At 47.2% G+C, this 25,868-nt stretch carries 26 protein-coding genes, 1 tRNA gene and 1 other RNA gene; 14 read left to right on the top strand and 14 right to left on the bottom strand.

The features are described 5' to 3' along the window. The first annotated feature begins 261 nt into the window (after positions 1–261). Genes ACN0T0_RS12025 through ACN0T0_RS12010 form a run of 4 tightly spaced genes read left to right on the top strand, consistent with a single transcriptional unit; the run spans position 262 to position 4,174 of the window. Positions 262–645, top strand: coding sequence for a DUF6394 family protein (locus ACN0T0_RS12025; protein ID WP_417226386.1), 384 nt, complete (start codon positions 262–264; stop codon positions 643–645). 12 nt (positions 646–657) lie between these two features. Further along, entirely contained in the window at positions 658–2,346 is a 1,689-nt protein-coding gene (locus ACN0T0_RS12020) for a potassium channel family protein (protein ID WP_417226384.1), read from the top strand. Beyond that, positions 2,346–3,245, top strand: coding sequence for a DMT family transporter (locus ACN0T0_RS12015; protein ID WP_417226382.1), 900 nt, complete (start codon positions 2,346–2,348; stop codon positions 3,243–3,245). Before ACN0T0_RS12020 ends, ACN0T0_RS12015 begins: the two co-directional genes overlap by 1 nt. 47 nt (positions 3,246–3,292) lie before the next feature. Continuing rightward, positions 3,293–4,174 carry a Tim44 domain-containing protein gene (locus ACN0T0_RS12010; RefSeq protein ID WP_417226380.1) on the top strand — a complete coding sequence of 294 codons (882 nt, stop codon included), beginning with the start codon at positions 3,293–3,295 and terminating at the stop codon, positions 4,172–4,174. Positions 4,175–4,270: 96 nt separating this feature from the next. Here the strand turns inward: ACN0T0_RS12010 and yaaA are convergent, their stop codons facing one another. The 3 genes from yaaA to ACN0T0_RS11995 all read right to left on the bottom strand — a co-directional run bounded on the left by yaaA (position 4,271) and on the right by ACN0T0_RS11995 (position 5,850). After that, a complete protein-coding gene (gene yaaA / locus ACN0T0_RS12005; protein ID WP_417226378.1) occupies positions 4,271–5,050 on the bottom strand; it encodes a peroxide stress protein YaaA in 780 nt (259 codons plus the stop codon). 102 nt (positions 5,051–5,152) lie between these two features. After that, positions 5,153–5,398 (bottom strand): DUF2789 domain-containing protein, encoded by a 246-nt coding sequence (locus ACN0T0_RS12000; protein ID WP_417226376.1) that lies wholly within the window; start codon positions 5,396–5,398, stop codon positions 5,153–5,155. A gap of 116 nt (positions 5,399–5,514) precedes the next feature. After that, entirely contained in the window at positions 5,515–5,850 is a 336-nt protein-coding gene (locus ACN0T0_RS11995) for a hypothetical protein (RefSeq protein ID WP_417226374.1), read from the bottom strand. Between the two features lie 157 nt (positions 5,851–6,007). On the opposite strand from ACN0T0_RS11995, the gene ACN0T0_RS11990 reads away from it, so the two are divergent. The 5 genes from ACN0T0_RS11990 (at position 6,008) to ACN0T0_RS11970 (ending at position 10,024) form a co-directional block, all read left to right on the top strand. Continuing rightward, complete coding sequence (locus ACN0T0_RS11990) at positions 6,008–7,291, top strand: tryptophan--tRNA ligase (RefSeq protein WP_417226373.1); 1,284 nt, start codon at positions 6,008–6,010, stop codon at positions 7,289–7,291. A 32-nt stretch (positions 7,292–7,323) separates the two neighbouring features. Then, positions 7,324–8,181, top strand: a complete 858-nt coding sequence (locus ACN0T0_RS11985; protein WP_417226371.1) for a sulfurtransferase — start codon at positions 7,324–7,326, stop codon at positions 8,179–8,181. Between the two features lie 10 nt (positions 8,182–8,191). Beyond that, positions 8,192–8,572, top strand: coding sequence for an MmcQ/YjbR family DNA-binding protein (locus ACN0T0_RS11980; RefSeq protein WP_417226369.1), 381 nt, complete (start codon positions 8,192–8,194; stop codon positions 8,570–8,572). Positions 8,573–8,702: 130 nt separating this feature from the next. Further along, positions 8,703–9,626 carry a Dyp-type peroxidase gene (locus ACN0T0_RS11975; protein WP_417226367.1) on the top strand — a complete coding sequence of 308 codons (924 nt, stop codon included), beginning with the start codon at positions 8,703–8,705 and terminating at the stop codon, positions 9,624–9,626. 200 nt (positions 9,627–9,826) lie between these two features. After that, positions 9,827–10,024, top strand: a complete 198-nt coding sequence (locus ACN0T0_RS11970; protein WP_417226365.1) for a hypothetical protein — start codon at positions 9,827–9,829, stop codon at positions 10,022–10,024. 85 nt (positions 10,025–10,109) lie between these two features. On the opposite strand, the gene cysK is transcribed toward ACN0T0_RS11970, so the two are convergent. Next, positions 10,110–11,078: a cysteine synthase A gene (cysK, locus tag ACN0T0_RS11965; RefSeq protein WP_417226364.1), complete on the bottom strand. Its 969-nt coding sequence runs from the start codon at positions 11,076–11,078 to the stop codon at positions 10,110–10,112. 362 nt (positions 11,079–11,440) lie between these two features. Here cysK and ACN0T0_RS11960 point away from each other — a divergent pair, with 362 nt between their 5' ends. Beyond that, positions 11,441–11,854 (top strand): tetratricopeptide repeat protein, encoded by a 414-nt coding sequence (locus ACN0T0_RS11960; protein WP_417226362.1) that lies wholly within the window; start codon positions 11,441–11,443, stop codon positions 11,852–11,854. Between the two features lie 191 nt (positions 11,855–12,045). Here ACN0T0_RS11960 and ACN0T0_RS11955 read toward each other — a convergent pair whose 3' ends face one another. The 3 genes from ACN0T0_RS11955 to kdsA form a co-directional block, all read right to left on the bottom strand. Continuing rightward, positions 12,046–13,458 (bottom strand): DUF4139 domain-containing protein, encoded by a 1,413-nt coding sequence (locus tag ACN0T0_RS11955; RefSeq protein WP_417226360.1) that lies wholly within the window; start codon positions 13,456–13,458, stop codon positions 12,046–12,048. Positions 13,459–13,461: 3 nt separating this feature from the next. Beyond that, on the bottom strand, positions 13,462–15,456 hold the full coding sequence (locus ACN0T0_RS11950; RefSeq protein WP_417226358.1) for an SUMF1/EgtB/PvdO family nonheme iron enzyme: 1,995 nt from the start codon (positions 15,454–15,456) through the stop codon (positions 13,462–13,464). 155 nt (positions 15,457–15,611) lie between these two features. Beyond that, entirely contained in the window at positions 15,612–16,457 is an 846-nt protein-coding gene (gene kdsA / locus ACN0T0_RS11945; protein ID WP_417226356.1) for a 3-deoxy-8-phosphooctulonate synthase, read from the bottom strand. 113 nt (positions 16,458–16,570) lie between these two features. On the opposite strand from kdsA, the gene ACN0T0_RS11940 reads away from it, so the two are divergent. Continuing rightward, positions 16,571–17,071, top strand: a complete 501-nt coding sequence (locus ACN0T0_RS11940) for a HugZ family protein (RefSeq protein ID WP_417226354.1) — start codon at positions 16,571–16,573, stop codon at positions 17,069–17,071. A gap of 62 nt (positions 17,072–17,133) precedes the next feature. Here the strand turns inward: ACN0T0_RS11940 and ACN0T0_RS11935 are convergent, their stop codons facing one another. From ACN0T0_RS11935 to ACN0T0_RS11905, 7 genes are all read right to left on the bottom strand, one after another. After that, a complete protein-coding gene (locus tag ACN0T0_RS11935; RefSeq protein ID WP_417226352.1) occupies positions 17,134–17,334 on the bottom strand; it encodes a DUF2788 domain-containing protein in 201 nt (66 codons plus the stop codon). Positions 17,335–17,667: 333 nt separating this feature from the next. Next, complete coding sequence (locus ACN0T0_RS11930; RefSeq protein WP_417226350.1) at positions 17,668–18,177, bottom strand: disulfide bond formation protein B; 510 nt, start codon at positions 18,175–18,177, stop codon at positions 17,668–17,670. Positions 18,178–18,243: 66 nt separating this feature from the next. Further along, positions 18,244–18,885 (bottom strand): SGNH/GDSL hydrolase family protein, encoded by a 642-nt coding sequence (locus ACN0T0_RS11925; RefSeq protein WP_417226348.1) that lies wholly within the window; start codon positions 18,883–18,885, stop codon positions 18,244–18,246. Between the two features lie 16 nt (positions 18,886–18,901). Continuing rightward, positions 18,902–19,564 carry a TIGR02466 family protein gene (locus ACN0T0_RS11920; protein WP_417226346.1) on the bottom strand — a complete coding sequence of 221 codons (663 nt, stop codon included), beginning with the start codon at positions 19,562–19,564 and terminating at the stop codon, positions 18,902–18,904. A 7-nt stretch (positions 19,565–19,571) separates the two neighbouring features. After that, positions 19,572–19,814, bottom strand: coding sequence for a TIGR02647 family protein (locus ACN0T0_RS11915; protein ID WP_417226344.1), 243 nt, complete (start codon positions 19,812–19,814; stop codon positions 19,572–19,574). 349 nt (positions 19,815–20,163) lie between these two features. Further along, a non-coding RNA gene (locus ACN0T0_RS11910) (RtT sRNA) lies at positions 20,164–20,291 on the bottom strand. Positions 20,292–20,344: 53 nt separating this feature from the next. Continuing rightward, positions 20,345–20,428, bottom strand: a tRNA-Tyr gene (locus tag ACN0T0_RS11905). A 1,167-nt stretch (positions 20,429–21,595) separates the two neighbouring features. Between ACN0T0_RS11905 and nrdA the strand changes: the two genes are divergently transcribed. The 3 genes from nrdA to yfaE all read left to right on the top strand — a co-directional run bounded on the left by nrdA (position 21,596) and on the right by yfaE (position 25,364). Further along, on the top strand, positions 21,596–23,860 hold the full coding sequence (gene nrdA / locus ACN0T0_RS11900) for a class 1a ribonucleoside-diphosphate reductase subunit alpha (RefSeq protein WP_417226342.1): 2,265 nt from the start codon (positions 21,596–21,598) through the stop codon (positions 23,858–23,860). A 96-nt stretch (positions 23,861–23,956) separates the two neighbouring features. Further along, entirely contained in the window at positions 23,957–25,087 is a 1,131-nt protein-coding gene (gene nrdB, locus ACN0T0_RS11895; RefSeq protein ID WP_417226340.1) for a class Ia ribonucleoside-diphosphate reductase subunit beta, read from the top strand. A 10-nt stretch (positions 25,088–25,097) separates the two neighbouring features. Beyond that, on the top strand, positions 25,098–25,364 hold the full coding sequence (gene yfaE, locus ACN0T0_RS11890) for a class I ribonucleotide reductase maintenance protein YfaE (RefSeq protein ID WP_417226338.1): 267 nt from the start codon (positions 25,098–25,100) through the stop codon (positions 25,362–25,364). The last annotated feature ends 504 nt before the right edge of the window (positions 25,365–25,868 follow it).

The raw sequence follows: 25,868 nt of genomic DNA, 5'->3' as shown, positions 1-25,868 counted from the left end.
TATATCGTCTTGCGATACTGCTTTAGTCGATTCGCTATGCGCCTCGCCTCGGTCATAAAAATCATTATCCTTAAGGCCCTGTTATTTATAGCCCTTTCTGTTATATATCATTGTTGTCTGGTTATATATACCAACGGTAACCAAATTGGACAGAGATTTTCTGACTAGGTTCGATTGTTTCTTTATTCGCTTAGGATGTTTTACAATCATCTCAGTAAGTTTTTGTTGTTATAACTGTTTTTTACACGGTGGATGGATTCTATGAATCGCGAAAAGGTGATTTACGCTTTCTTTATAGTGCTTGCCTTAACCATGAACTTCGGTTTTTTTATCGGCGAAATCGATGATCCGGCACATCATAATGTGTTTGAATTTTTTGCCGCTATCGTTATCAGCATCATCTGTACCGTACTGAAGTTTGGTGACCGTACCCATCTGGGCGCACTGATGATGGCGACGAGTTTGGTTGCCGATCTGCAGTTGGTTATTGCTGCCATGATATGGGGTTACGGGTCTCAGTTATCGGCGAACGGCGTTACCCCTGAGATGTTTAGCAGTGTGATTTCGATGTCGGGTGGCGCATTGTTGGCTAACATTGTCTCGGTGATTCTGCTGATGGTTGAGACCATTGTCGTGCGCCGTTAATCGTTCGCCGTTATGAACGATATCTTCTATTTGATGTTACGCCGCTTGCGGCACCCATTGATAACGCTGATTGTTGTCTATTCGGTGTCGATTTTAGGCTTTGTCATGGTGCCCGGTCAGGATGATCAAGGTAACCCTTGGCGCATGGATTTTTTCCACGCGATCTACTTCGTCAGTTTTATGGGGTCTACCATTGGTTTTGGTGAGATCCCCTATGCCTTTACCTCGGGACAACGAGCGTGGACCTTAGTTACCATCTACGGCACGGTGATTGCGTGGTTATACTGTATTGGTTCATTACTGGCTCTGTTTCAAGAGCCGGTATTTCGCCGTATGTTACGACGTCGCTCATTTGCGAATGAAGTGAAGCACTTTAACGAGCCATTCTATCTCGTATGTGGTTATGGTATCACCGGCAGTGCCATTATTAAGAAGCTCTGCGATCGAGGGGTTCGTTCAGTGGTCATCGATATTGATCAAGAACGGATCGATGAGCTGGAAATTGATGGCCTCGTATTAAGGGTGCCAGGGTTATGTGCCGACGCTTCCTTACCCGAAGCGTTGGATGATGCTGGCTTACAGCATCCCGACTGCATCGGTGTGCTAGCATTGACCAATGATGACAATGTTAACCTGTCGATCTCTATTGCGAGCAAGCTGTTAGTGCCGCAGCGGATCGTTGTCAGCCGCACCGAATCAGACGTGAATGCCCGCAATTTAGCCTCGTTCGGCACCGATCATATTATCGATCCTTTTAAGGATTATGCTGAATACCTCTCGCTGGCGGCCCACGCGCCCTATACTCATTTGGTTTATGATTGGCTGGTCAACCCCTTTCATAGACCCTTATCGAGTGTTTATAAGAAAGCCAGTGGTCTGTGGATTATTTGCGGCTTAGGGCGCTTTGGTAAGGCGCTGTACAAAGAGTTTGCTCGGCAGGATGTCGAATTGGTGCTGTTGGATGATGATGCGACCCAGCTCAAAGGTTATAACAATACCGTGATCGGTTTAGGCACGGAGGCGACTACGTTGCAGAGCGCCGGTATTATGGATGCCGTGGGTATTATCGCCGGAACGCACAATGATGCGGATAATCTGTCGATTATTATGACGGCCCGGGAAATGAATCCTAAATTGATTACCGTGGTACGTCAGAATCTAAATAGTAATACCTTGATTTATCAAAATTCCAAAGCTGATTTTATTATGGAGCCGGGAAGGATTATCGCTAACCGGATACTGGCTAAACTGAAAACACCTCTGCTGCCTGCTTTTATTGAACAGATGAAGCAGCAAGATGATGTTTGGGCGCATACCTTGTTAAATCGGATGAGCAGCGTCGCCTCGGATGAAGAGTTAGATAGCTGGTCGATCACGGTAAGCCCGACGACAACCCCGGCGATCTGTGCGATTACCGCGGAAGGGCTCGAAGTGAAGCTGAGTAATCTGATGAAGGATCCTCGCCATCGCAAAGATCAGCTCCCCTGTTTCCCCTTAATGTTTAGCCGTGACGGTGAGCGTAAACTGTTACCGGGTGAATTGATGGTGCTGCAAGAAGGTGATGAGATACTCTTTTGTGGGCTTGCCGAGGCGAGCAACCAGATGAGCTGGAGTATCAATAATTACAATATTCTGTTTTATCTCCAGACCGGTGAAGAGCCGAGTCATAATCTGTTGGCCAAACTGTTGAAGCGAATCTAATGCCATATTTCCTATTGACTATGACGGTGCTTTTTTGGGCCGGTAACTTTGTGACTGCCCGAGGTATTCATGCTGATTTTCCTCCCCTGACAATGTCGTTTATGCGCTGGGGCTTGGCGCTATTAATTATTCTGCCTTTCGTACTGCCACGTTTACGACGTAAGTGGTCAGTTATTATGCCTAACTTGCCGATTCTGGTGGTTTTATCGGTATTGAGTGTGGTTTGTTTTAACTCATTTATCTACCTAGGGGTGCAGACCACTCAGGCGACGAATGCCACCCTAATGCAATCGGCTATTCCGATTATTATTTTGGTGATTACGTCGCTGTTTTTGGGCGAGACGGTGGTGCGTCGCCAGTGGTTAGGCGTCTGTATCTCGCTGGCCGGGGTGATAATGCTGGTGGCCAAAGGCGATCCTGAAGTATTGCTCACGTTCTCGTTTAATACCGGTGATTTATGGATTTTGGCCGGGGTGCTGAGTTGGTCGGCTTATTCGGTGATGTTACGCCTGAAACCGATTGAATTAGATGGCTTCACCTTTTTTGGTTTTACCGTGGTGGTTGGTGTTATCGTGCTCTTCCCGTTTATGTTATGGGAGTATTTTGCCGGTGCTCGACCGAGCTGGAATGAACAGACGGTCTCGGCAATTGTCTACATGGCGATCTGTCCATCGATACTTTCCTATATATTCTGGAATCGCGGGGTTGCTCAGTTAGGGCCTGCCAAAGCGGGGTTGTTTATCCATCTAATGCCGCTGTTCGGTTTAATTCTGTCAGTTATCTTTCTCAATGAAGCCGTGGAACCTTTCCATTTTATAGGTATGGGGCTAATATTCAGCGGCATCTATCTAGCGATCATTACCGGTCGCAACCATAATGATAAAAAGTCACCGGCATAATTGATAACTAGCCGAGTGGTTTATTAAAACGAAACGAAGGAGTTTCTATGCGTACACTGTTGGTTCCATTTTTTGCACTGATTATCAGTTTTGGTCTGATCGTCCCTGATGCTGAAGCGAAACGGTTTGGTGGTGGTTTTAGTTTTGGAAAATCCTATTCAACCCCTAAACGCGTTCAACCTGCAGCACCAACGCAGCAAAAAGCCGCACCAACAGGAAGTAGTGCAAATGCTGCAGGTCAGCCTCGTCGCAGTGGTTTCGGTGGCTTGATGGGTGGTTTGTTAGCCGGTGGCTTACTCGGTGCGCTGTTTATGGGTGGTGCCTTCGATGGCATTCAATTTATGGATATCCTGTTAATCGGTTTGCTGATCTTTGCCGCAGTGAAAATTTTCTCGGCGATGAAAAAACCGGCTCAACCGCAGTATGCCGGTGCTCAGCATCGTCAGGCAGCGCAAGAAGCTGACGCAACTGAGACAGCGGATACATCAGAACCGGCTGCCTACCAAAGCGCGCCTGCGGCCAGCAGTGCTAGCGGTATGGATTTTGCCACAGAGCTGCAGCTGCCCGAATGGTTTAATGAACAGGCATTTTTGGAAGGGGCTAAAGGTCACTTTAGTCATCTGCAGAATGCTTGGGATAATAGCGACTGGGATGATATTAAGACTTACACCACGCCTGAATTGCTGGCAACACTGCAAGCGGAGCGGGCAAAGCAAGCGGATGGTCAGAAGACCGAAGTTGTCTCGGTTATGGCAGAGTTGGCGAACTTTATCGATAACGGTGATCATGTTGTCGCGTCGATTAACTTTTATGGCTGGCTGAAAGAAGACAGTGATGAAACCACCGAGTTTAGCGAAATCTGGCACCTGCGCCGGGATATGGATGGTGCGGATACCAATTGGGTGATTGTTGGTATCCAACAGCCCTGATTGAGTAGGTCAATGCTTTACAATAAGGCTTAACAGCAAGCCTAACTAAAAAACGCAGCCATGAGCTGCGTTTTTTGTTTTGGCGGAAACTAGCGGCTAGGCTTCTTTGCGAGTAAATACCCAGGTATCATTTTTAGATAATGCTTCATCATATTGATAACCGGCTAAATCAAACTGCTTTAGCTGTTCGGCATCGACAAGCTTATTTTTGATCGCGTAACGGCACATCAATCCGCGCGCTTTTTTGGCGTAGAAACTGATGATTTTAAACTGCCCATTCTTCCAATCTTTAAACACCGGCGTAATGATACGAGCCTGTAATGATTTAGGTTTAACGGCTTTAAAATACTCATTAGACGCGAGGTTAACCAGTACCGCTGGTTCGCTAGCGTTAGCGGCTAATGTTTGGTTTAGGTCATCGGTAACGATATCGCCCCAGAAACTATACAGGTCTTTGCCGCGAGGGTTACTTAGCTTAGTCCCCATTTCTAAACGATAAGGCTGCATAAGGTCTAAGGGTTTGAGCACCCCATAGAGCCCGGAGAGAATACGCAGGTGCTGTTGCGTAAAGGTCAGATCATCATCGCTGAAGTCTGCTGCATTCAGGCCGCTATAAACATCCCCGTTAAAAGCTAGCAGTGCCTGTTTGGCGTTCTCTTGGGTGAAGGGTTCGGACCAGCTTTCATAACGAGCCACATTGAGTGCTGAGAGCTTATCGCTGAGCTTCATGAGTTCAGCAATATCCTGTACCGAGTAACCCCGCAGTTGCTCTATCAGTTGTTGAGACTGATCTAGGTGTTGTGGCTGTGTGGCGCGATCGCTGATGGCCGGGGTATCGTAATCAAGATTTTTTGCAGGTGAGATAACCAGTAGCATAGTATTTTCATGTCATTGTCTGATGATGTCTTGATCCTAAACTAAAAAGGCCAGCTCTGGAAAGAGTTGGCCCAATTAGTTCTGTTTATCAGCATGATAGTTTTAGCCGCAGGGTTGGGAATGTAGCCGAGTATTCAGCTCATCTACCACTTCAGTCCAGTCTGAATCGATGTCTAGGCACTCTTTGATAAAGTCAGCCTGACTATCGTTCCAGAAAGTTGCTTCGCTCAGTTTTACATCTTGGCTGAACAGTGTATGCGTGCGAATAAATTGATCGATATAGGCATCATCACTGGGCATTCCCAACTGGGCAAACAGGGCATTCATCGTATGTGTTGATCTGTCCATTGTGACCTCTGTTGTAACATTTCAGTTAACATACCGTTGAAATTCAGTGTCTCAAGTTTTGATCACCATTGTGGCGTTGTCAAAGTCCTTTGGCGGTTATCTCGCTAAGGCTTGATCTAGCCCTTGCCGTCAGGCAACTCCGCAGGATTACTTGGGGCGTTGCGCTTAGGTTGGCTGCGTTTTTGTTTCTCATCCAGTTTGATATAGATGGCTAATGAGCCAAAGGTGCCAATCGCTACGAGAATGGCGATGATGTAAGGATTGGAATTCTCGTTGCCAACCGCACGGGTATACATCGCAGAAACTAACATGCCGCCAACAAAGCACAGTGCGGTCATAATAATGTTATTCACAATCGTGCCCGGTTGGTAATTGGGCGCGCGCTTGAGCATTAGAAACAGTGTTATGAGCAGTGAGCCGAGTACAATCGAGGACGGGATAAGCGATGACATAGTGATTCCTTACATAAGAGATGGCTATTTGTACCACTGATCAGTGTTTGAAAAAACCCTCAGGCGTCATCTCAACCGCGATTACCTAGGCCAGAGGGCGAATTTTCTTGTATTATAGAGCGCAATTTTCGTTAGCTTCAGTATAAAAGATAAGCAGATGACCAAACAGACCGTTCTGACAGGGATTACAACCTCTGGTACTCCACATATTGGTAACTATCTAGGTGCCATTAAGCCAGCCATCGAAGCGAGTTTGAATAGCAATAATAACAGCTATTTTTTTCTCGCCGATTTTCATGCACTGATTAAATGCCACGATCCAGAGCGGGTTGCCCGTTCTACCCGTGAAATTGCCGCGACCTGGCTAGCATTGGGCTTGGATATCGATAAAGCCACGTTCTACCGTCAGACCGATATTCCTGAAATTACCGAGTTGGCTTGGATTCTCACCTGCATGACCTCAAAGGGGTTGATGAACCGAGCGCACGCTTACAAAGGTTCTGTTGATGTAAACCGTGAAGCCGGACGTCAAGATGATGACGATATCACCATGGGGTTGTTCAGTTATCCTATTCTAATGGCCGCCGATATTCTGATGTTTAACGCGGATATTATTCCGGTAGGTAAAGATCAGATCCAACATATTGAGATGGCGCGGGATATTGCTGGCCGTTTTAACCACACCTATGGCACGCTGTTTAACCTGCCGGAAGCTCAGGTTGATGAGCAAACTCAACTGATTCCCGGGTTAGATGGTCGCAAGATGTCTAAGAGTTATGACAACACCATTCCGTTGTTTAGTCACTCGGATGATCTGTATAAATTGATTAAACAGATCAAAACCGATGCCCTGCAACCGGGCGAGCCAAAAGACGCGGATAACAGCACCATCTTTCAGTTATACAGTAACTTTGCATCGCCGGCAGAACAGGCGCAGATGCGGACTAAGTTTGACAACGGTATTGGCTGGGGCGATGCCAAAAAAGAGCTATTCGAATATTTGGACAGCTACCTGAGCCATCCGCGAGAGGAATATAATCGTCTCATGGGCGATCTTGGTTATGTCGAAGAGCAGTTACTGAAGGGCGCGGACAAAGCCCGCCAGTTTGCTTCGCCAATGCTGGAAAAAGCTCGTGTTGCTGTCGGTATTCGACCCTTAAACTGGCAGGGCGCTGCGAATCAGCAACAGGAAGCTAAGCAAGAGAAAGAGCAATCGGCAGAGCAGATCGCCCGTGCTGAAGAGGGGCGTCGTCGCGCGATTCTGATGCAATTGAAACCATTACTGGACCGGGTTGACAACGCTGCTGACAAGGCCCAAGAAGCCGCTTCACTGTTAGCCGAAAAAGAACAGCAAGTCGCTGGTTTGAAAAAGAAAGCCAAACAGAAAGCTCAGAACGAGCTGGACCTGCTGCGCGAAGAACTGGCAGGCTTACTCGGCTAATAACGCTCGTTAGATTGAAAGGAGAAGGTTCCATGTTGACTACCCTGATATCAGTATCAGCGTTGGCTGATCGGCTGGATGGTAACGATATGACAACGGTCGTATTGGATTGTCGTTCATCGCTCATGGACCCTGCTCAAGGTCGACGGTTCTATGGGGAAGGTCATATTCCTTCGGCCGTTTTTATCGACTTAGAAACTGAGCTATCATCCCCCATTACTGCGCAGAGTGGCCGTCATCCATTGCCAGATTTTACCGCGCTAGCAGCGATACTGCGTTGTGCCGGTGTCAATTCAACCACTCAGGTTGTGGTTTATGATGATTGTGGTGGGGCGATGGCCGCGCGTGCATGGTGGTTAATCCGTCTGCTTGGCCATGCGGCGGTAGCGGTATTAGATGGTGGCTATCCCGCGTGGTTGGCTGCAGGTTTTCCAGTGACGGATCAGGTTGCAGAGGTGATACCGGGCGATTTTTCCGGCGTGCCTGATCTAAGTATGATCGAGCCGTTACAACAGGTGGCCGATGTACCCGCGAAAGGGATGCTGATCGATGCCCGTAGTGCCGAGCGTTATCGTGGAGAGCAGGAACCTATTGATCCGGTTGCCGGACATATTCCGGGAGCGGTTAACCGGCCACTGCAGCAAAACTTAACGGCCGATGGGCTGTTTAAGTCGGTGGCGGTATTACAGCAGGAGTGGCGACATTTTATGGGTGATTATCAGCCGCAACAGATCGTTCACTATTGTGGCTCAGGGGTGACGGCCTGTCATAACCTGTTAGCGATGGAACACGCTGGTTTAGTGGGCGCTAAAGTTTACCCTGGTTCTTGGAGTGAGTGGATCCGTGATCCACAGCGGCCGGTGGCAACCGGTGCCGAGCCTCGAAGCTGAATACGCTTAGATGGATTATCAGGCTACCCGTCACTATATGTTAAGTCGTCCCGAGGCTTGGGAGGACTTTCCCTTTTATCCCCATATCGCGGTCATGAAAGTTCGTCATAAAATGTTTGCCACACTGTCGATGGATGGCGATATTGGGCGTATGAATCTTAAGTGTGATCCGGCCGAAGCGCAGATGTTAAGAGATGTCTTTAGTGCTGTTCTGCCGGGTTATCATATGAATAAACGTCATTGGAATACGGTGTTACTCGATGGCAGCATTCCTGCCGGTGAGTTGCAGCGGATGATCGATCGCTCTTATGGTTTGGTGGTGAAGGGGTTGCCCCGTAAAGACCGTTTGCCGCTAGAGCTTCAATATGGCCCTGAACGCTTATATCGCTAACGAGTATGGGGTGTTGGGCCAAGATAAATACCCATAGTCATGTTTTATGGTATCCATTGAAAACCAGTACTTACAATTAGTTAATAGATTTATATACTGAGAGAAAGTTATCCACATAATGGAGTTTTCTATGTCCCGCTTTCAGTCAGGTGTTATTGCTGAGGCAAACAGCGATGCCCAGTTTATTACTCTAAATGTAGTTCGTTCAGCCGATGCGGTGGCGCATGTGCGCAAGGTGCTAGCGGAAATTCCCGCCACGGAAGTTAAATTTAGACAGCAATATCCCGATGCCGATTTACATATCACGGTTGCCATTGGTAGTGAGTATTGGGATCAACTCAGCCCAACGGAGCGCCCGGCTCAATTGACGGCTTTTCCTGCGTTCAGTAATGGGGATATTCATGCCCCTCATACCCCAGTCGATCTGTTATTGCATATCCGTTCTGAACGTCATGATCTTAATTACTTAGCCAGCGTCATGTTGATGCAGCGTTTAGGCGCGGATGCCTCATTGGTAGAAGAGATGCATGGTTTTCGCTATTTAGAGATGCGTGATCTGACCGGTTTCGTTGATGGGACAGAAAATCCGCAAGGGGATGATCGGATCAATGTGGCGGTAGTTGGCGATGAAGACCCCGATTTCAGCGGTGGTAGCTATATTCATCTGCAGCGTTTTGAGCACGATCTTGAAGCTTGGAATAAGATCAGTGTTAAACAGCAGGAAGATATCTTTGGTCGCACCAAAGAGGATAATATTGAGTATGCCAGTGCCGATAAAGCCGCTTTTGCACATACTAAACGTACCTCATTGAAAGATGACGATGGCAACTCGATTGAAATTTTACGCCACAGTATGCCTTATGGCGACCTTAACCAACGCGGGCTGATGTTTATCGCTTACGGCTGTTCTCCGGTGCCTTTCACCAAAATGCTTGAAAGTATGATTATGGGCGACGATGCCGGTCACCATGATCATTTGATGGATTATACTCAAGCATTAACTGGGCAGGCTTTTTTCGCTCCCTCTGTTGATTGGTTAGAACAGTTGGCTTGAGCCATTTTTTGATATCACCTCATCGACCTAAAAGTGTCATCGGTTTGTCAAATTGATTCCATAGACTACACTTAAGGGATAGCAATATTCTGGATTATCTGGAGATAAAAAAGTGGCAGTGCAAACAGTGTAGTCTACGTAGATAGGCACAATGCGCGTGCTGTAAAAAGTAAAGAGCAATGATAAAAGCGGAGCCGACTATGCAAAATGAGGCGATAAAAAGAACGATTGCGGTGCTGGGCGTTGATGGTGAAAACTTTGAAGTGGATGGCCACTTTGATGGTGATGAACGAAAGGCTCGTTGGTATACGGTAAAGAAACTCAGTGATGGTCAGGTCTTTGTTGACCATCTGCCAACCTTCCCAAGTCATGATGAAATTCGCAGAATGGTGTCTTAAATCGGTGTTATTTAGCTGATGAAATGCTAAATATAACCACTAAAAAACCGGGCAATCGCCCGGTTTTTTTTATGATAAAAAAGGTTTACTGTACGGTTTCGTTGTCGCTGAAAGTGCCTTCAAAAAGAACCGTTGAAAGGTAGCGTTCGCCTGAATCTGGCAGGATAACCACGATCATTTTGTCTTCATTGCCCGGCTGCTCTGAAACCTTGAGGGCAGCATTCAGGGCTGCGCCACAAGAGATACCGGCCAAAATACCCTCTTTCAGCATCAATTGACGGGCCGTTTCGATGGCATCTTCGTTGCTAACCTGTTCAACCTGATCAACGATGGACAGGTCAAGGTTCTTCGGCACGAAGCCTGCGCCAATGCCCTGAATTTTATGCGGTGAAGGTTTCAGTTCTTCGCCGTTCATCGCTTGAGTAATAATCGGAGAGGCCGTGGGCTCAACGGCCACACTGGTAATCGCTTTACCCTGCTGCTGTTTAATGTAGCGAGAGATACCGGTGATGGTACCGCCGGTGCCAACGCCCGCGACCAGAATATCGATCTGACCATCGGTATCATTCCAGATCTCCGGGCCTGTGGTTTGCTCATGGATCTGTGGGTTGGCTGGATTTTCAAACTGTTGCAGCATCAGGTGTTTATCCGGATCACTGCTAACAATCTCTTGGGCTTTATCAATGGCGCCTTTCATCCCTTTAGCCGGTTCAGTCAGGACGATCTCGGCACCGAGTGCTTTCATTAACTTACGTCGCTCGATACTCATTGACGAGGGCATAGTGAGTTTTAGTTGATAACCACGAGACGCTGCTACAAAGGCTAGCGCGATACCGGTGTTGCCTGAGGTGGGTTCGACCAGTGTCATCCCCGGCTTGAGCGAACCATCTTTTTCGGCGGCCCAGATCATGTTGGCACCAATACGGCATTTAATTGAACCCGCAGGGTTACGGCTTTCCAGCTTGGCATAGATTTTTTTGCCGGGAGCTAAGCGGTTCAGATGGACCAGTGGGGTTTCACCGATCGTCAGGGAGTTATCTTCAAATATTTTCATATAGGTACCAGTAACGACTCATCATCGGCCGCTGCAGCGCTTAGTCAGTAGGCGCCTGTCGACCGCACGTAAAAGATTATTAATCGGATTAAGCTTATTTCCTTAGGGAATAAAAAAATGTTTTTCTATATCCAAACTGGCACTGATTTAAGCGCAATAATCGATATATATCAAGTATAAGGATTGAGGCTTGTCGTGGGTCTAGGCTTGCTTTGCTGTCTTTGTTTTTCAGCAGGTCGGTAGGGTGATAATTGATGCCCGGTTCATTTAACCTTTGAGTTTATCGGTTTAAATATTAGCAAATTCTGATATGGTGTCGTTTTTATCCTCTACCGCCTAAGGTATTTAGATAAGGTATTCAGATGCGTTTATTGATGACACTGATTGCTCCACTGCTGGGGTGGATCGCTTTCCGCCTATTCCATTTGCGATTTATGAAACGCTCCCGCGCAAAACACCAGTTAGTGATGAAACTGTTTCGCTATGCCGCCGATTATGGCAGCGTGCGCGCTTTATCGGTTTATGGCCATTTACTGTTTTTCCGAGGTGAGGGCATGACCAATCGGATACAGGGGCTGATCTATCTCGAGCGAGCGGCCGACAAAGGCGATAGCAAAGCGGCCTATCAGTTAGCTAAAGTGTTTGAAGAGGGTTATCAAACCTATCCCGTTGATCCGATTAAAGCGGTTAAATATTATCGTCAGGCGGCGCAGAGCGGTCATGTCTTGGCGATTAAGCGCATGGTGGATATCTTCACTCACGGTGAGCTGGAATAGGCTGAGTCAGGCGCTGAAGCGGCTCAGTGGTTGAAGAAACTGGAGACGGGAAGCGCTTAGTAACAATTCGGTGTTTGCTCTATGGCCGGTCATGCTCTGGGGCACAGTATTATGCTAATCATCATTGACCGCGATCCGGCAGACTATCGGATCGCGGTAGGGTTTTGTTGATATGGCTCAGGTTATCGGCTTTAAGGTTTTTTCAGTTCGGTGGTAAATGTGAGGGACGTTTGGCTATCAGCAGGGACGTCGACCTGCCAACGTAACTGGCTAGCATTAACGCGGTCATAGGGGTGATTACTCTCGTTCACCTTCCAGTCATAATGAAAGTTCGCGGTAATCTCAATGGTTTTAGCTTGGTCGCTGCTGTTACTGATTGCCAGTTGGTAACCGGTGAGGTAACTATCATAGGTTTTTTTAAACTGGGTTTGTTGTTGCTTAATACTTAGATCAAAAGCCTTGCCAATCGGCAGATTAATCTTTTGCCCTTGGCTGCTGTTGGCGATGGCGGCACTGCCAATAAAGTGGCGTGCCCCGTCAGCATCGGGACTAAACACGCGAGCGGTGCCCGCAGGAAGAGGAAATCCTAATCCCTCTTTTTGGGTATTTAGAAAGCTAATATTGATATCTGGTTTCTGCTCAAGGATCTGACGATCCAAGGATGGGGATACCTGAAATTGATAGTGATAACTTTTGCTCGCTTTCACATGATCAGCACTGATTAAACTGACCTGCTTGGTTTGTCCATTCAGTAGGCTGGCGCGTTGTGGCAAGCGATATAACTGATAATCTTGAAAAGATTGTGGTGCGCCGCTATCGGCCATTGATTCGGCCATCAGCATCACCGTTTTTTGTCGTATCATCGGCGCTTGAGTCTGATTAACTTGGCCTGCCATCAAGAGAACTTTCGTATTGCGAAAATCGACCCCGGTATGGTTATTGAGGGTAGCAAGGCCATCAAGTTTAAGTCGGTCCCCAGTGCTGTTGAGTATCAGTGCATAATCCATCTGCCAGCTTAGCCCCTGGGTCAAGTAGGTCAGCACGGCATCGCTTGCTTTGGTGGTGCCTGCGGAACGAATCTCTAGGCTTGGGCGAGCCTGCATTCCTTCAGGTAGGGTAGGGAAAATAAAGCGCCAGCCCTGTTGGTTAACCGGCAAGGTTTCGATATGACCGTTTTGTTCGATCAGCGCTTGGTTGCCATCGGCACTTAACAGACGTGCGGCGCTGACGGTTTCGGTGCCGGTAACGCTGTTAAAACGTGCTAATTGAATCATTTTACCGCTATAGGCGTTTAGCAGCGCCGGTACTGAGATTAGATGATTATTGAGGTTCTGTTCGAGAATCTTACCGGCATTTTCAACCTGTAGGGTTTGCCCCATGATCTGGTGGCTAACATCCCGGATATAGAGTATTTGGCCCTCATTAATCGGGGGCAACGCGCGCACGTCCCTGACCAGTCCGAGGTTTTGGTTGTATAGCGTGATCGATAGATCCTGCTGTTTTTGCGCATCAACCGTCAAGGGAGCGGCTGTGGCTTGGGTTAATAGTGTGCTTAGGGTCAGTGTGGCGACCACTCCCGCACTAACGTGTGTTTGGTTAAACATCAACTATTCCTCAGTTGTATTGTTAGGCAGGTCGAGAGCGATGCGGAACCCCCAGCTATTTTTGCTGCTTTCCGGTAAATAACGATAGCGGCTGGATGAACGGATCACTCTGCCAATATCAAACCAGGAGCCGCCGCGCATCACTCGGAAATTACACTCACCATCGATCATGGCTGAGCCGTCATCCGGGGTGCCAAAATAGGAATCTTGATAGCAGTCCTCGACCCATTCGTCGACATTACCGTTCATATCATGAATGCCCCATGAATTGGGTGGGAAAGACGCCACCGGTGCGGTTTTTTTACCATCCCATTCGGTGCCACACTCGCCACACACAGCACGCTGCGGTTCTAATTTGTCACCCCACCAATAGTTGGTGTCGGTATTGGCCCTCGCGACATACTCCCATTCGGCTTCAGTTGGCAGGCGGTAAGGTTGTCCCGTTAACAGGGCCAGCCACTGCACATAGGCTTTGGCATCTTTCCAACTGACATTGATCACTGGGCGGTTACCGCGCCCCCAACCTTCATCGTCGGGCAGTGGGCGCCCCATTGTTCGAGCATAGTAATCGTAATCATTAAAGGTAACTTCATTGCGTGCGAGGGCGAACCGGTGGCTGATGGTCACCTTATGTGCGGGTAGTTCATTATCATCCCCCACCAATTTTTGATCACCCATGGTAAAACTATCTCGGGGGATAATGATCATCTGCGGGCCTTTAAATCCATCCTCTAATTGATCGGTGAAGACGGTTAGCTTATCCGGGTCGGAAAATTTCACGCTCAATAGCTCTTTATGCAGACTGTTAACTTCATTGATTTTCTCATTGAGTTCTGCTTGAAGGGCATCGGTTTCCAGGGAGCGCTGTTCCCGTTCAACACGCAGGGTGCTTTGCAGGTCGGCAATATCGGTTTGGACTTTCTGTAATGCTGCTTGGGTTTGATTCAGTGCTAGCTCGACTTTATGGGTGTTGTTAAGGCCTAAAAAGAAGGCGATGCTGAAACCCAATAAAAAGCCGAACCCGAAAATGAGAACAGGCACTGCCCAACGGGGCATGCTTAAACGCCATCGGCGGCCTTTGCTTTCCTCGGGTTCTAGCAGTGGAGCGGGGGCTTCCTCGTCATCATTGTCTTCTTCTTTGGGTTTGTCGGCGGCATCGAGAATCTGTTTGAGTAATGTACCTGCCTGACTAGGGCGGTTCTCAGGATCGGTAGTTAAGCCTGTTTGTAACAGGGCCCACTGTTCTACATTGAGGGAGGTCGGTTTTTTAAGCTCTTTACGTACCCGAATGGATTCATCATCACTGACGAGAAAGGGCGCTTTACCACTGAGTAGTTGATAGGCGATGCAAGCAAAAGCGTAAATATCCGCTTTCATTGTGACCGGCGTCGGATGAAATGACTCGGGTGCTTGATAGGCTAAATGAGAGGAGGGGGTGTTGCTCATTTCACCGGTAGTGATCATCGCTTCATCAAAGGCAAAATTGGCCAGCTTTACCCCACCTTGCTTGTTGATAAAGATCGACTCAGGGCAGATTGCTTTGTGTGCCTGTCCGGCCCCTGCGTGGGCATTATCAATCGCGGTTGCCAGTTGCTGTAACAGGCCTTTCTTTTGATTATCTTTGAGTTTGCTAATCTGGCCACTGTTAATCAATTTATCCAGTGTCAGGCCATCCATCAGTTCCATGGCAAAAAATAGCAGCACCCCTTTATGACGGAACATACCGTAATATTCTGCCAGATGTGGGTGTCTGAATTTTTTACTGAGGACGATATGCTTTTGTGCTGAGTCGATAAAACCCTGATGTTTCAATAACGAGGGGTCTAAGATCTGCAGTGTGACAGGCACTGAACGGCTGGTGGATAGATCTTCTGCATACCAAAGTTGGCCAAACCGGTTAGGTTGTAACAGGCTGGTCAGTTTGAACTGATGATGATCCGGGCCAATGATCTGATCCGGTTTGAGTCCGTCGTAAATCGGTTCTAGTGAAGTCGCCATTGCATGCACCCGTAATCGAGAATCCTCGCGGTTTTATTCGATAATAGAGTATGACTAACAAAGAGTTAAGTGTCATTGTCATTTAGATACAAGGAACGGGTTGGCGGTTTGCCAGGGTAACGGACTGAGCGGCCCTGAAAAGGCCGCCTTATTGATTACTCAGTAACCAGCGGTGGGAAGCTTTTGATCAGTTCATCAACGGCTTTCATTTGAGCGAGATAAGGCTCTAGTTTGTCTAATGGCAAGGCGCAGGGGCCATCGCACTTAGCCTTAGTTGGATCAGGGTGGGCTTCTAAAAATAGACCCGCAATCCCTTGGGCTAAGCCGGCTCGGGAAAGCTGCGCGACCAGTGCTCGTCGGCCATCGGCGGAGTCACTGCGACCACCGGGCATTTGCAATGCATGGGTGGCGTCAAACATGATGGGATACCCCATCTCTTTCATAATAGAAAAGCCGAGCATATCTACGACCAGATTGTTATAGCCAAAGCTGCTGCCGCGTTCACACAGAATCAGGTTACTGTTGCCGGCCTCTTCACATTTGTTAAGGATGTGACGCATCTCTTGTGGTGCAAGAAATTGAGCTTTTTTGATATTAATCACTGCGCCGGTTTCCGCCATGGCCTGCACTAGATCGGTTTGACGGGATAGAAAGGCGGGCAGTTGAATAATATCGCAGACTTCGGCTACCGGAGCCGCTTGATGGGGTTCGTGAACATCGGTGATCAAAGGAACATTAAAGGTCTCTTTAATCTCCTGTAGGATTTTCAGACCTTCGTCTAGGCCAGGCCCGCGAAAAGAGGTCAGTGATGAGCGATTAGCTTTGTCGAAAGAGGCTTTAAATACATAGGGGATGTTGAGCCGACGGGTGACTTCAACATAATGTTCTGCGATCTGCATCGCTAGATCTCTTGATTCCAATACATTCATGCCGCCAAACAGAACCATCGGCATCTCGTTTGAGATTGAAATATCCCCGGCTTTAACCACTTTCTGTTGCATATTTACAAATCCTGATCAGTTTTTTATACGGGTTTGATTATACGTCAATCTGCTCTGATTGTAGGGTATATTTATAGTCAGTAGGTTTAAACAGATAATTAATGGAGGCGCGTATGGCGCAGTCAGCGGGGCTGAACGATGAGGCGTTTGAGTGGTTAAAGCGTTTGCTTGAATCGAGTCACAGTGTCCAGCTGGCTACGCAGGGGGAGGCCGGACCAGAAGCCAGTTATGCACCCTTTATTTTGTTTGAGGATGAGCTGTATATCTTTATTAGTCAGTTGGCTGGCCATACACAAAATTTAATAGATTCATCGGCAGTGGGGGTTATGTTGATTGAGGATGAAGCTCAAAGTCGTAATCAGTTTGCCCGAAACCGGCTAGCGCTGCACTGTCGCGCTGATGTAGTCGAGGTTACTGCGCCCGAGTATGAACCGATAATGCAGTGGTATCGGCACAGGCATGGCGCCACCGTAGATCTATTACGCAGCTTGCCAGACTTTATGTTATTTCGCTTGAAACCACTAAAAGGACGTTTAGTTATCGGCTTTGGTCGGGCATTTAACGTACAGCTGCCCGGCTTTCAATTACAACCGATCACGGCCAAACAACCCTGAAAATAAGGGCTCGTTGGTGGGGCTTCGATAAGCCGGTGTGGGTGCTTTAGGTTGGCATCGTTTTAGCCTTCCATCATGTAGATAATCACCGTTTTGACCAAAAAGGCCGCCAGCCCTAGCCCTAATGCAAAGAACAGCACGATGGTGCCAAACTTACCAGCATTCGATTTTTTGGCGAGATCATAGATGATAAAAAAGATGTAAGCGGCAAAGATGGTGATGCCGACGTTGAGAGAGATCGCTTCAATTTCTGCCAGGCGCACGCTGAAATCCTTGTGTGATAAATGAGAAAGGCCCCGGATTCTACCGATTCAGGCCGGCAGAGTGCAATCGTATGGGTACAAAAACGTTCGATTGACTGGATATATTCGCTCTAAGCTTATGCGTGCCGTTGTTAGTGAGTGATGTAGCGCTAAAAAATAACGCCTTATGCCCAGCCTACACATCATGCGTGTTTGCTGTGTTACCGTACAGACCTCCTCGCATAATGGCAGGCAGGCTTAGGGTATCCAATAAATATGATTAGTGCTGATGAATAACCCCGTGGTGGGTTATTCATCGGCGCGGTTTATTGTCTAGGTTGGCACAACAATCGGTTAGACTGATTTTTTGTATAAGGTATAGGTAGTGAAAAGGGTGGCAATAATGGCGAATGGGCCAACCACCATTAGTGCTTCAGCCATGGTGATGCCGAATAGTAATTCTGGGGTCCAGCCGCAGAGTTCCCAGGGTTCAAAAACGGCGGGGAACCATTTATCCAGTGCGAACCAGTCGGGCAAGCCCGAGCCCATGGAGCAACTGCCATCAATCAGGTTGCGTTCAATAGCAAAGGTCATCCAAGAACGTTCAGTGAAGCCTATCGACACGATGACGGTTAGCAGGCTGATCAGCAGGCTTAGAGGGCGGCGCTTATGGCACAGTAGCCCCGCAATACCGAGGATAATAAAGGCCATGACCCAGATGCGGATATGGATGCACAGAACACAGGGACCGTAGTTTAGGCCGTATTGGAAATAGAGTGCGACAGCCTCCATGATGAGCCCGCCAAAAATCATGGCTAGCCAGTACCATTGGCTGCGTACAAAACAGCTGAGAGCGTTGAGCATTGAAAATCCTGTTCATAAAAAAGTGAGAGATTATTGGTCTGATGCTAGATTATAAAAGAAGTTCAGCTAGCGGTTTAATATTACCTCGACAACCGATTGCAGCGATAGCGCCAGTTGTTGATGTTGTTCCAGATCGAGGTGAATTCCATCCTTAAGGCTCGCGCTAATAACGCTGCCGGTATCAAAAAAATCACAGTTATGCGTTGCTGCGACCTGTTGTAACGCGTCATTAAACCCAACCCATTTGTGCTCGGCGCCGTTGAATTTAGCTGCGATGCTCCCTTTGGGTTGGATAATGGGCGGTGGCGCTAAGATTAAAATATCTGCTATTGGCATGCCGGGCTCTATCGGAGCTTGACGAATATTCTGCACCAGCGTGGCAACCCCTTGGGCGGCCTCGGCTGCGGTAAAGGTATGAGGGCTCTGAAAGTCATTATTACCGAGCATGATAATGACTAATGCGAGTGGGGTGTTTATTTCGATTGTTTGTTGTATACCGGCGGCACCATTGCGCCCGGGTTTGAATGGATCCTCGAGTACCGTTCGGCGCCCGTTGAGGCAATCTTCGATAACACGGACTGGCTGATGTTCATCATTGAGGCGTTGTTCGAGTTTACCGGGCCAGCGTTGTGAAAAGTCGAACCGATGACGCGTATCAGGAATAATCCCCCAGCTGAGTGAATCGGCGTACACCAGAATCTGCTTCATTGGGGGCTCCTCGATTTTATTCCTGAAAGTGTATCTGGCTATTAAAGGCGATAATCACACGATCTTTCTGGCCGAAATAGGGCATTGCGGCATGTTTGAGGTAGGAGGGGAAAATAACCACTTGGCCTTCAATTGGTGAAAAATCCCAACTGCCAGTGCCGTTGAGATAAGCGGTACCTGCATCAAGGTATTGGTCTGCACCGTGGCGCGGATCATAAAAACGGTTGATACCATTGCGGCTATTGATATCACACTCTCCGGCGTCGATATAATAGATACCACACCAAGAACAGTTAGGGTGTGCGTGGGTGTCGTGGTAGCCACCATCCTCGGTAATATGAAACCAAGATTCGACAATGTCGGCTCTAGCCTGAGCGCCTTCAGGCCAGAAGGATTCATTAACAGCGCTGGCAACAGTCACGAGCATTGCTTCAATAAACTCGCGCAGCTCTGAAATTACCTCATCTGGTCGCTGTAACAGGTCGAGGGTGCTTTCATAAAGAGCGTGTTTTGCCGTGGGTGCAACCTCGCTCTCTATCGCCTGTTGTTGGTTATCCCGCAAGTGGTAGATAAGTTCTAGCAGCGGGGCACGGATATCACTGTGTAATGGGTTCTGCACAGTAAACATCTGGGTTTCCCAGACACTGATATCTTCGATAAGGACATCCGGTTGATGCATAGTGGTCTTATTCAGCTGTATTAAGAATGTTCATGAGTGCATGTGCATGATCTGCTGCTTCATGGCCGAGGGGGGTCAGGTAGCCACCATCAAATAGCGTGATCAGCTTTTTATCAAACAGACGCTGAGTCGCTTCCACTAATGCGGGTGCGGCAACGTCGTGATGCACTTTAAGGCCCTGATGATCACTGCTTTGGCTAAAGCGAATGAGCATGTTAACTTCTTCTAAAATATCGTTTGTATAAGGCATTATGTAAGTCTCCGTGCTATTACATTTTTCCCACACATTGGCACAGGATAACGGTGAGGTACAGAGGGAGAGCTAATTAATCTGTCAGATATTGATTTGAGGTGTTGTTTTAGGGAAGGGGTTGCGTCTTGAATCGCGGTAAATTTTGTTGCGATTGGCTTGTGTTGTCTTGATCGAAAAATCACCAGGTTATTTTCGGGCCGTTGCGCAAAGAGCGCGCAACGTTGTCTTCGTTCGCAAGCTCACTTCGCTCGAACCACATCGGCGGCTCTCACCCACCCCCTAATTCTCATAAATCCTAGACATAAAAAGCCTCGTTATAAACGAGGCTAATTTATTTTTAATGAGATGGTGGTGGGGGGGGATTATTCCCCTTCGGGCCGTTGCGCAAAGAGCGCGCAACGTTGTCTGCGTTCGCAAGCTCACTTCGGCTCGAACCACATCGGCGGCTCTCACCCACCCCCTAATTCTCATAAATCGCAGACATAAAAAGCCTCGCTATAAACGAGGCTAATTTATTTTTAATGAGATGGTGGTGGGGGGTGGATTCGAACCACCGAAGCTCGCGCGTCAGATTTACAGTCTGATCCCTTTGGCCACTCGGGAACCCCACCACAGAGAGCGCGTATACTATTGATTTGTGGGGCTGCTGTAAAGCGAAAAGATGATTCTTTTTTAGATTAGCTAAGGTCTTTTCTGTGATTATTAGAATTAATCAACATGTGCTTTTTAATTAAAATTTTTCTTATTTTAGGGCTGTTTTCTACAATGCCGATGGCACGGGCTTTTGACCTATTTTTACGGGTCGACTACGCCCATGGAAGGCTAAAATCAAGAGTTGTAATTTTGTTGTTTATCACTAGCCTTTATACCAAGGTCTGTAGTGACATAAAGGACTGAGGTGGATACAAAAAACCCTCTTACTCGGGAAAGTAAGAGGGCGGTATCTGAAAAACAACCGAGGTGATCGAAAGTTCTTACAGATGTTTGGCTAAACGAAGTATAGAACTTTGAGCCTCTTTTTCAAGAGGAAATAGCAGATGAAACGCTTATCTAAGTTTTGTGCGCTATACTTGAAAGCTATGTCATTTCTGAGGCTGTTTGGTCTCATGAAAGGTATGGTGCTCTCGCTTATTGATTGGTTCTAATGCGGAAGTCAAAGAGGGGCGTGTGAATCGGCCCCTCTTTTTTATTGGACTTTAGCGGAAGGAAAGGCTGGGGTTAGGCCTACTTATTCAGTACAACAGGTCTTCTAACATAATAGCTTTAGAGCTTTATTGTTTTGTACTGGCAGAGGCATATTCTCTTGTCGGTACTTTTTCCAGTTTCTTCGTTAGCTAATTCTGTGAAAAAAGCCGCGCATACTATTGACTTGAGCGGGTTCTGTAAAGGGTAAAAGTCATAATTTCATGTCTTAAGAGCAGTTTTTTTTGTAATTATTAGAATTTATTAATTTGCCGTTTTTAATTAAAATTTTTCTTATTTTAGGGCTGTTTTCTACAATGCCGATGGCACGGGCTTTTGGCCTGTTTTTACGGGTCGACTACACCCATAAAAGGCCAAAATCAAGAGTTGTAATTTTGTTGTTTATCACTATATTTAGTGGCTGTTATTTAGGTGCGCACTACATGTAGTGTGACAGTGGCCGTGTCAACACAAGCCTTTAGCGCCGTGTTGGGTACATCGCTCAACTCGATATCTTTACTACATTCTTTATTAGAACTCCGCCGCTGGAAAGGTTCAGTGAAGAAAGCTTATTTTTTCATATTTGGGAACGCGAAATGCAAGACATATTGGTAACGAAGCGGGATGGTCGACAGGAAAAGCTGGACCTTGAAAAAATTCACCGAGTCGTTATCTGGGCCGCTCATGGCCTTCAGAATGTCTCAGTTTCACAAGTAGAACTCAAAGCTCACATTCAGTTTTACGATGGTATTAAAACCGCTGATATCCATGAAACCCTGATTAAGTCAGCGGCAGACCTTATCTCAGAGGATGCGCCTGACTATCAGTATCTGGCTGCCCGTCTGGCTATCTTCCATTTGCGTAAGCGTGCCTTTGATAGTTTTGAGCCTCCCCACCTTTTAACCCATGTGGCTAAGATGGTGGATGCCGGTCGTTATGATAAGCACTTACTAGAAGATTACAGCGAAGCAGAATTTAACCTGCTTAACGAATACCTCGATCATGGTCGGGATATGAACTTCAGCTATGTTGCTGTTAAACAGCTGGAAGGTAAGTATCTGGTTCAGAACCGGGTCACCCATGAAATCTATGAGAGCCCTCAGATCCTTTATATGCTGGTGGCCGCTTGCCTGTTTGCTAACTATCCGAAAGATACTCGGTTAGAGTATGTGCGTCGTTTCTATGATGCCTGCTCACTGTTTAAACTGTCGTTGCCAACGCCGATTATGGCTGGGGTGCGTACTCCTACTCGTCAGTTCAGTTCTTGTGTGCTGATCGAATCCGGTGACTCACTCGATTCGATTAATGCCACTGCCAGTGCGATTGTTAAGTATGTTAGCCAGCGGGCTGGGATCGGTATCAACGCCGGCCGTATTCGTGCACTCGGTAGCCCTATCCGTGGTGGTGAAGCATTCCACACCGGTTGTATTCCTTTTTATAAGTATTTCCAAACGGCGGTAAAATCCTGTTCACAGGGTGGTGTTCGTGGTGGTGCGGCAACGCTGTTTTACCCGCTTTGGCATCTCGAAGTTGAATCTCTGCTGGTGTTGAAAAACAATCGGGGTGTAGAAGAGAACAGGGTGCGTCACCTAGATTATGGTGTGCAGCTAAACAAGCTAATGTATACCCGCTTGATTAAGGGGGGCGATATCACCCTCTTTAGTCCCCATGAAGTGCCAGGGCTCTACGATGCCTTCTTTGCCGATCAGGCCGAGTTTGAACGTCTGTATGTGAAGTATGAGCAGGATGAATCTATTCGTAAGAAGACCATTAAAGCGATTGAGCTGTTTGGTATTCTGGCATCAGAACGCGCCTCTACCGGTCGCATCTATATTCAGAACGTGGATCACTGTAATACCCACAGCCCATTTGATGCCAAGGTTGCGCCCGTTAAGCAGTCTAACCTCTGTCTTGAAATTGCGTTGCCAACGAAACCGTTGAACGATATTAATGACCCAGAGGGCGAGATCGCCCTGTGTACACTGTCTGCCTTTAACCTTGGCGCTTTGGATAATCTGGATGAATTGGAAAATCTAGCCGATCTGATTGTACGGGCACTGGATAGTCTGCTGGATTATCAGGACTACCCGATCAAGGCGGCTAAAATTGCCTCGATGAATCGTCGTACGCTAGGCGTAGGTGTTACTAACTTTGCTTACTACCTCGCTAAAAATGGGGTTCGTTACTCTGATGGTTCGGCTAACGGTTTGGTACATAAGACATTTGAAGCTGTGCAGTATTACCTGTTGAAGGCATCGAATCAGTTAGCGAAAGAGCAGGGGCCTTGTAAGTTATTCCACGAGACTAATTACGCTAAAGGGATCTTGCCGACCGATACTTATAAGCGCGAAGTTGATGAGTTCTGTGATGAGCCATTGCACTACTTCTGGGAAACGCTGCGTGAAGATATCCGCGAATTTGGCCTGCGTAACAGTACCTTGACCGCCTTGATGCCTTGCGAAACCTCTTCTCAAATCACTAACTCAACCAACGGTATTGAACCGCCACGTGGTTATGTGAGTGTGAAAGCCAGTAAAGATGGTGTGATGAAGCAGGTTGTGCCGGAATATGCCGAGCTGAAAGATGATTACGAACTTCTGTGGCAAATTCCTAATAACGAAGGTTATCTGCAGCTGGTAGGCATTATGCAAAAGTTTGTCGATCAGTCTATTTCGGCAAATACTAACTACGATCCTGCTAAGTTTCCGGGCGAAAAAGTGCCGATGAAACGGTTACTTCAAGATCTGTTAACCGCTTATAAATACGGTGTTAAAACTCTCTACTACCATAACACCCGTGATGGTGCGACCGACCAACATGATGATATGACCGGTTGTGACAGTGGTGCTTGCAAGCTATAGGCTTGTAAGGCTCCACGTTAATCAATTTCAGGCCCGGTGGTTATCCACCGGCAATCAGTTTTGACCCTGTTAGCAGGGTAAGAGTAATGACGCGACATGCTATATTCAACGTTTGATCCGACTTTCAACGATGCCACTAAAGAGCCGATGTTTTTTGGCCATAACGTTAATGTCGCCCGTTACGACAAACAGAAATACCCAATTATTGAGAAGCTAATCGATAAGCAGCTATCTTTTTTTTGGCGTCCTGAAGAGGTCGATCTTTCGACTGACCGTAAAGACTTTATGGTGATGCCGGATCACGAGAAGCATATCTTTCTTAGTAACCTGAAGTATCAGACGCTGTTGGATTCTGTGCAGGGACGTTCGCCTAACATTGCGTTCCTACCGGTGGTATCGCTGCCTGAGTTAGAAACCTGGCTAGAAACCTGGTCTTTCAGTGAAACGATCCACAGTCGTTCATATACCCATATCATCCGTAATATCCTGACCGAACCGTCAGAGGTGTTTGACGAGATCGTGACCAACGAAGAGATCGTCAAGCGGGCACGTAGCGTGACCCGTTTATATGATGAGTTCATCGAATTGGTGAACGTCTATATGATACAGGGACCGGGTGAGCACCTTATTGATGGCAAAACCTACGATACTAGCCTGTATAACCTTAAAACCAAGCTGTACCTAACGCTGGTCTCGGTAAACGTGCTCGAAGCGATTCGCTTCTACGTTAGCTTCGCTTGTTCGTTCGCCTTTGCTGAACGGGCCATTATGGAAGGTAACGCCAAAATTATTAAATTGATTGCTCGGGATGAGGCACTGCACCTCACGGGAACTCAGTTTATGCTTAATATGTTGGCGTCCGGTGCCGACGACCCTGAGTTCAAGACGATCGCTAAAGAGTGTGAGCCTCAGGTGTATGAGATCTTCCGTGAAGCGGCTGAGCAAGAGAAAGAGTGGGCGGGTTATCTCTTTAAAGATGGCTCAATGATCGGTCTTAATGCGCGTATTTTGTCAGATTACGTTGAATATATTACCAATGTGCGGATGAAAGCGCTCAACCTAAACGAAATGTTCCCAGCGAAGCAAAATCCACTACCTTGGATGAATGCGTGGCTGGTGAGTGACAATGTGCAGGTTGCACCTCAGGAAGCCGAAATTAGTTCCTATCTAGTGGGAGCGATTGATAATGAAATGGGTGAAGATGACTTCGATGGTTTCGACCTCTAAGGAAAAGGTCATGTCTGGAATACCGAGAATAAAGGTCAATAATCACAGCACCTTCTATTATCAGTATGAATACTCCTTGCTGGACGCGTTGGAAGCTCAGGAAATTCCTGCGCCTTATAACTGTCGCGGCGGCTACTGTGGTTGCTGCCGGGTGCGTTTGATCGAAGGCGAGGTCGAAGAAGTTCAAGATGCACTGTATGACACGGTAGGTGATGAGATTCTTGCCTGTTGTTGTAAACCGGTATCCCATGTTGAAATTGAGCTACTAGAAGATTGATCGATTTAATCCTCTAAATTCTTGTCGCTGATTTTTTAAGCTTAAGTTATCAGCTAGAACTATCATTTCCTGCTCGCTAGTTGCGTCGTGCGACGCCGATGCGATAGCGGCCATTCTCTTTTTATGATCTAAAATTTCTTACCGAATGAGTCTAAAGGGCTACCAGTGGATAACAATATGATGCCATCGGATAGGCAAATTTTAGCCAGCGTAGCGCGAGGTTAAAAAAGGCGAGGCTTAAAAGTTCTTCACAGCTTAGAGTTGCCAGCGATGATAGTGTATCAATGTTGTTAAGTTATACCGTCTTGCGGGGGGAGCTAGAGCCTAACTTATTGAAAATAAATAGAGTTGTTCTGTTGTGATGCTTTTATAGACAATTTTCTTGAAGCCCCGTACTATCACCTTCCCAGCGACTTACCAAAAAGTAATGCACTGAGTTATCCACAGAATTTGTGCATGACAAAAAGCTTGAATAAGTGACAGTTTATAAGCAACGGTTGTGTG

The organism is Amphritea sp., assembly GCF_048266285.1.
Taxonomy (GTDB): domain Bacteria; phylum Pseudomonadota; class Gammaproteobacteria; order Pseudomonadales; family Balneatricaceae; genus Amphritea.
This window is presented reverse-complemented; position numbering and strand designations above follow the sequence as displayed.

Bases quoted from the DNA above. Each gene is read 5' to 3' on its own strand.
- ACN0T0_RS12025 (WP_417226386.1), top strand. From the start codon at position 262: ATGAATCGCGAAAAGGTGATTTACGCTTTCTTTATAGTGCTTGCCTTA.
- ACN0T0_RS12020 (WP_417226384.1), top strand. From the start codon at position 658: ATGAACGATATCTTCTATTTGATGTTACGCCGCTTGCGGCACCCATTG.
- ACN0T0_RS12015 (WP_417226382.1), top strand. From the start codon at position 2,346: ATGCCATATTTCCTATTGACTATGACGGTGCTTTTTTGGGCCGGTAAC.
- ACN0T0_RS12010 (WP_417226380.1), top strand. From the start codon at position 3,293: ATGCGTACACTGTTGGTTCCATTTTTTGCACTGATTATCAGTTTTGGT.
- yaaA (WP_417226378.1), bottom strand. From the start codon at position 5,050: ATGCTACTGGTTATCTCACCTGCAAAAAATCTTGATTACGATACCCCG.
- ACN0T0_RS12000 (WP_417226376.1), bottom strand. From the start codon at position 5,398: ATGGACAGATCAACACATACGATGAATGCCCTGTTTGCCCAGTTGGGA.
- ACN0T0_RS11995 (WP_417226374.1), bottom strand. From the start codon at position 5,850: ATGTCATCGCTTATCCCGTCCTCGATTGTACTCGGCTCACTGCTCATA.
- ACN0T0_RS11990 (WP_417226373.1), top strand. From the start codon at position 6,008: ATGACCAAACAGACCGTTCTGACAGGGATTACAACCTCTGGTACTCCA.
- ACN0T0_RS11985 (WP_417226371.1), top strand. From the start codon at position 7,324: ATGTTGACTACCCTGATATCAGTATCAGCGTTGGCTGATCGGCTGGAT.
- ACN0T0_RS11980 (WP_417226369.1), top strand. From the start codon at position 8,192: ATGGATTATCAGGCTACCCGTCACTATATGTTAAGTCGTCCCGAGGCT.
- ACN0T0_RS11975 (WP_417226367.1), top strand. From the start codon at position 8,703: ATGTCCCGCTTTCAGTCAGGTGTTATTGCTGAGGCAAACAGCGATGCC.
- ACN0T0_RS11970 (WP_417226365.1), top strand. From the start codon at position 9,827: ATGCAAAATGAGGCGATAAAAAGAACGATTGCGGTGCTGGGCGTTGAT.
- cysK (WP_417226364.1), bottom strand. From the start codon at position 11,078: ATGAAAATATTTGAAGATAACTCCCTGACGATCGGTGAAACCCCACTG.
- ACN0T0_RS11960 (WP_417226362.1), top strand. From the start codon at position 11,441: ATGCGTTTATTGATGACACTGATTGCTCCACTGCTGGGGTGGATCGCT.
- ACN0T0_RS11955 (WP_417226360.1), bottom strand. From the start codon at position 13,458: ATGTTTAACCAAACACACGTTAGTGCGGGAGTGGTCGCCACACTGACC.
- ACN0T0_RS11950 (WP_417226358.1), bottom strand. From the start codon at position 15,456: ATGGCGACTTCACTAGAACCGATTTACGACGGACTCAAACCGGATCAG.
- kdsA (WP_417226356.1), bottom strand. From the start codon at position 16,457: ATGCAACAGAAAGTGGTTAAAGCCGGGGATATTTCAATCTCAAACGAG.
- ACN0T0_RS11940 (WP_417226354.1), top strand. From the start codon at position 16,571: ATGGCGCAGTCAGCGGGGCTGAACGATGAGGCGTTTGAGTGGTTAAAG.
- ACN0T0_RS11930 (WP_417226350.1), bottom strand. From the start codon at position 18,177: ATGCTCAACGCTCTCAGCTGTTTTGTACGCAGCCAATGGTACTGGCTA.
- ACN0T0_RS11925 (WP_417226348.1), bottom strand. From the start codon at position 18,885: ATGAAGCAGATTCTGGTGTACGCCGATTCACTCAGCTGGGGGATTATT.
- ACN0T0_RS11920 (WP_417226346.1), bottom strand. From the start codon at position 19,564: ATGCATCAACCGGATGTCCTTATCGAAGATATCAGTGTCTGGGAAACC.
- ACN0T0_RS11915 (WP_417226344.1), bottom strand. From the start codon at position 19,814: ATGCCTTATACAAACGATATTTTAGAAGAAGTTAACATGCTCATTCGC.
- nrdA (WP_417226342.1), top strand. From the start codon at position 21,596: ATGCAAGACATATTGGTAACGAAGCGGGATGGTCGACAGGAAAAGCTG.
- nrdB (WP_417226340.1), top strand. From the start codon at position 23,957: ATGCTATATTCAACGTTTGATCCGACTTTCAACGATGCCACTAAAGAG.
- yfaE (WP_417226338.1), top strand. From the start codon at position 25,098: ATGTCTGGAATACCGAGAATAAAGGTCAATAATCACAGCACCTTCTAT.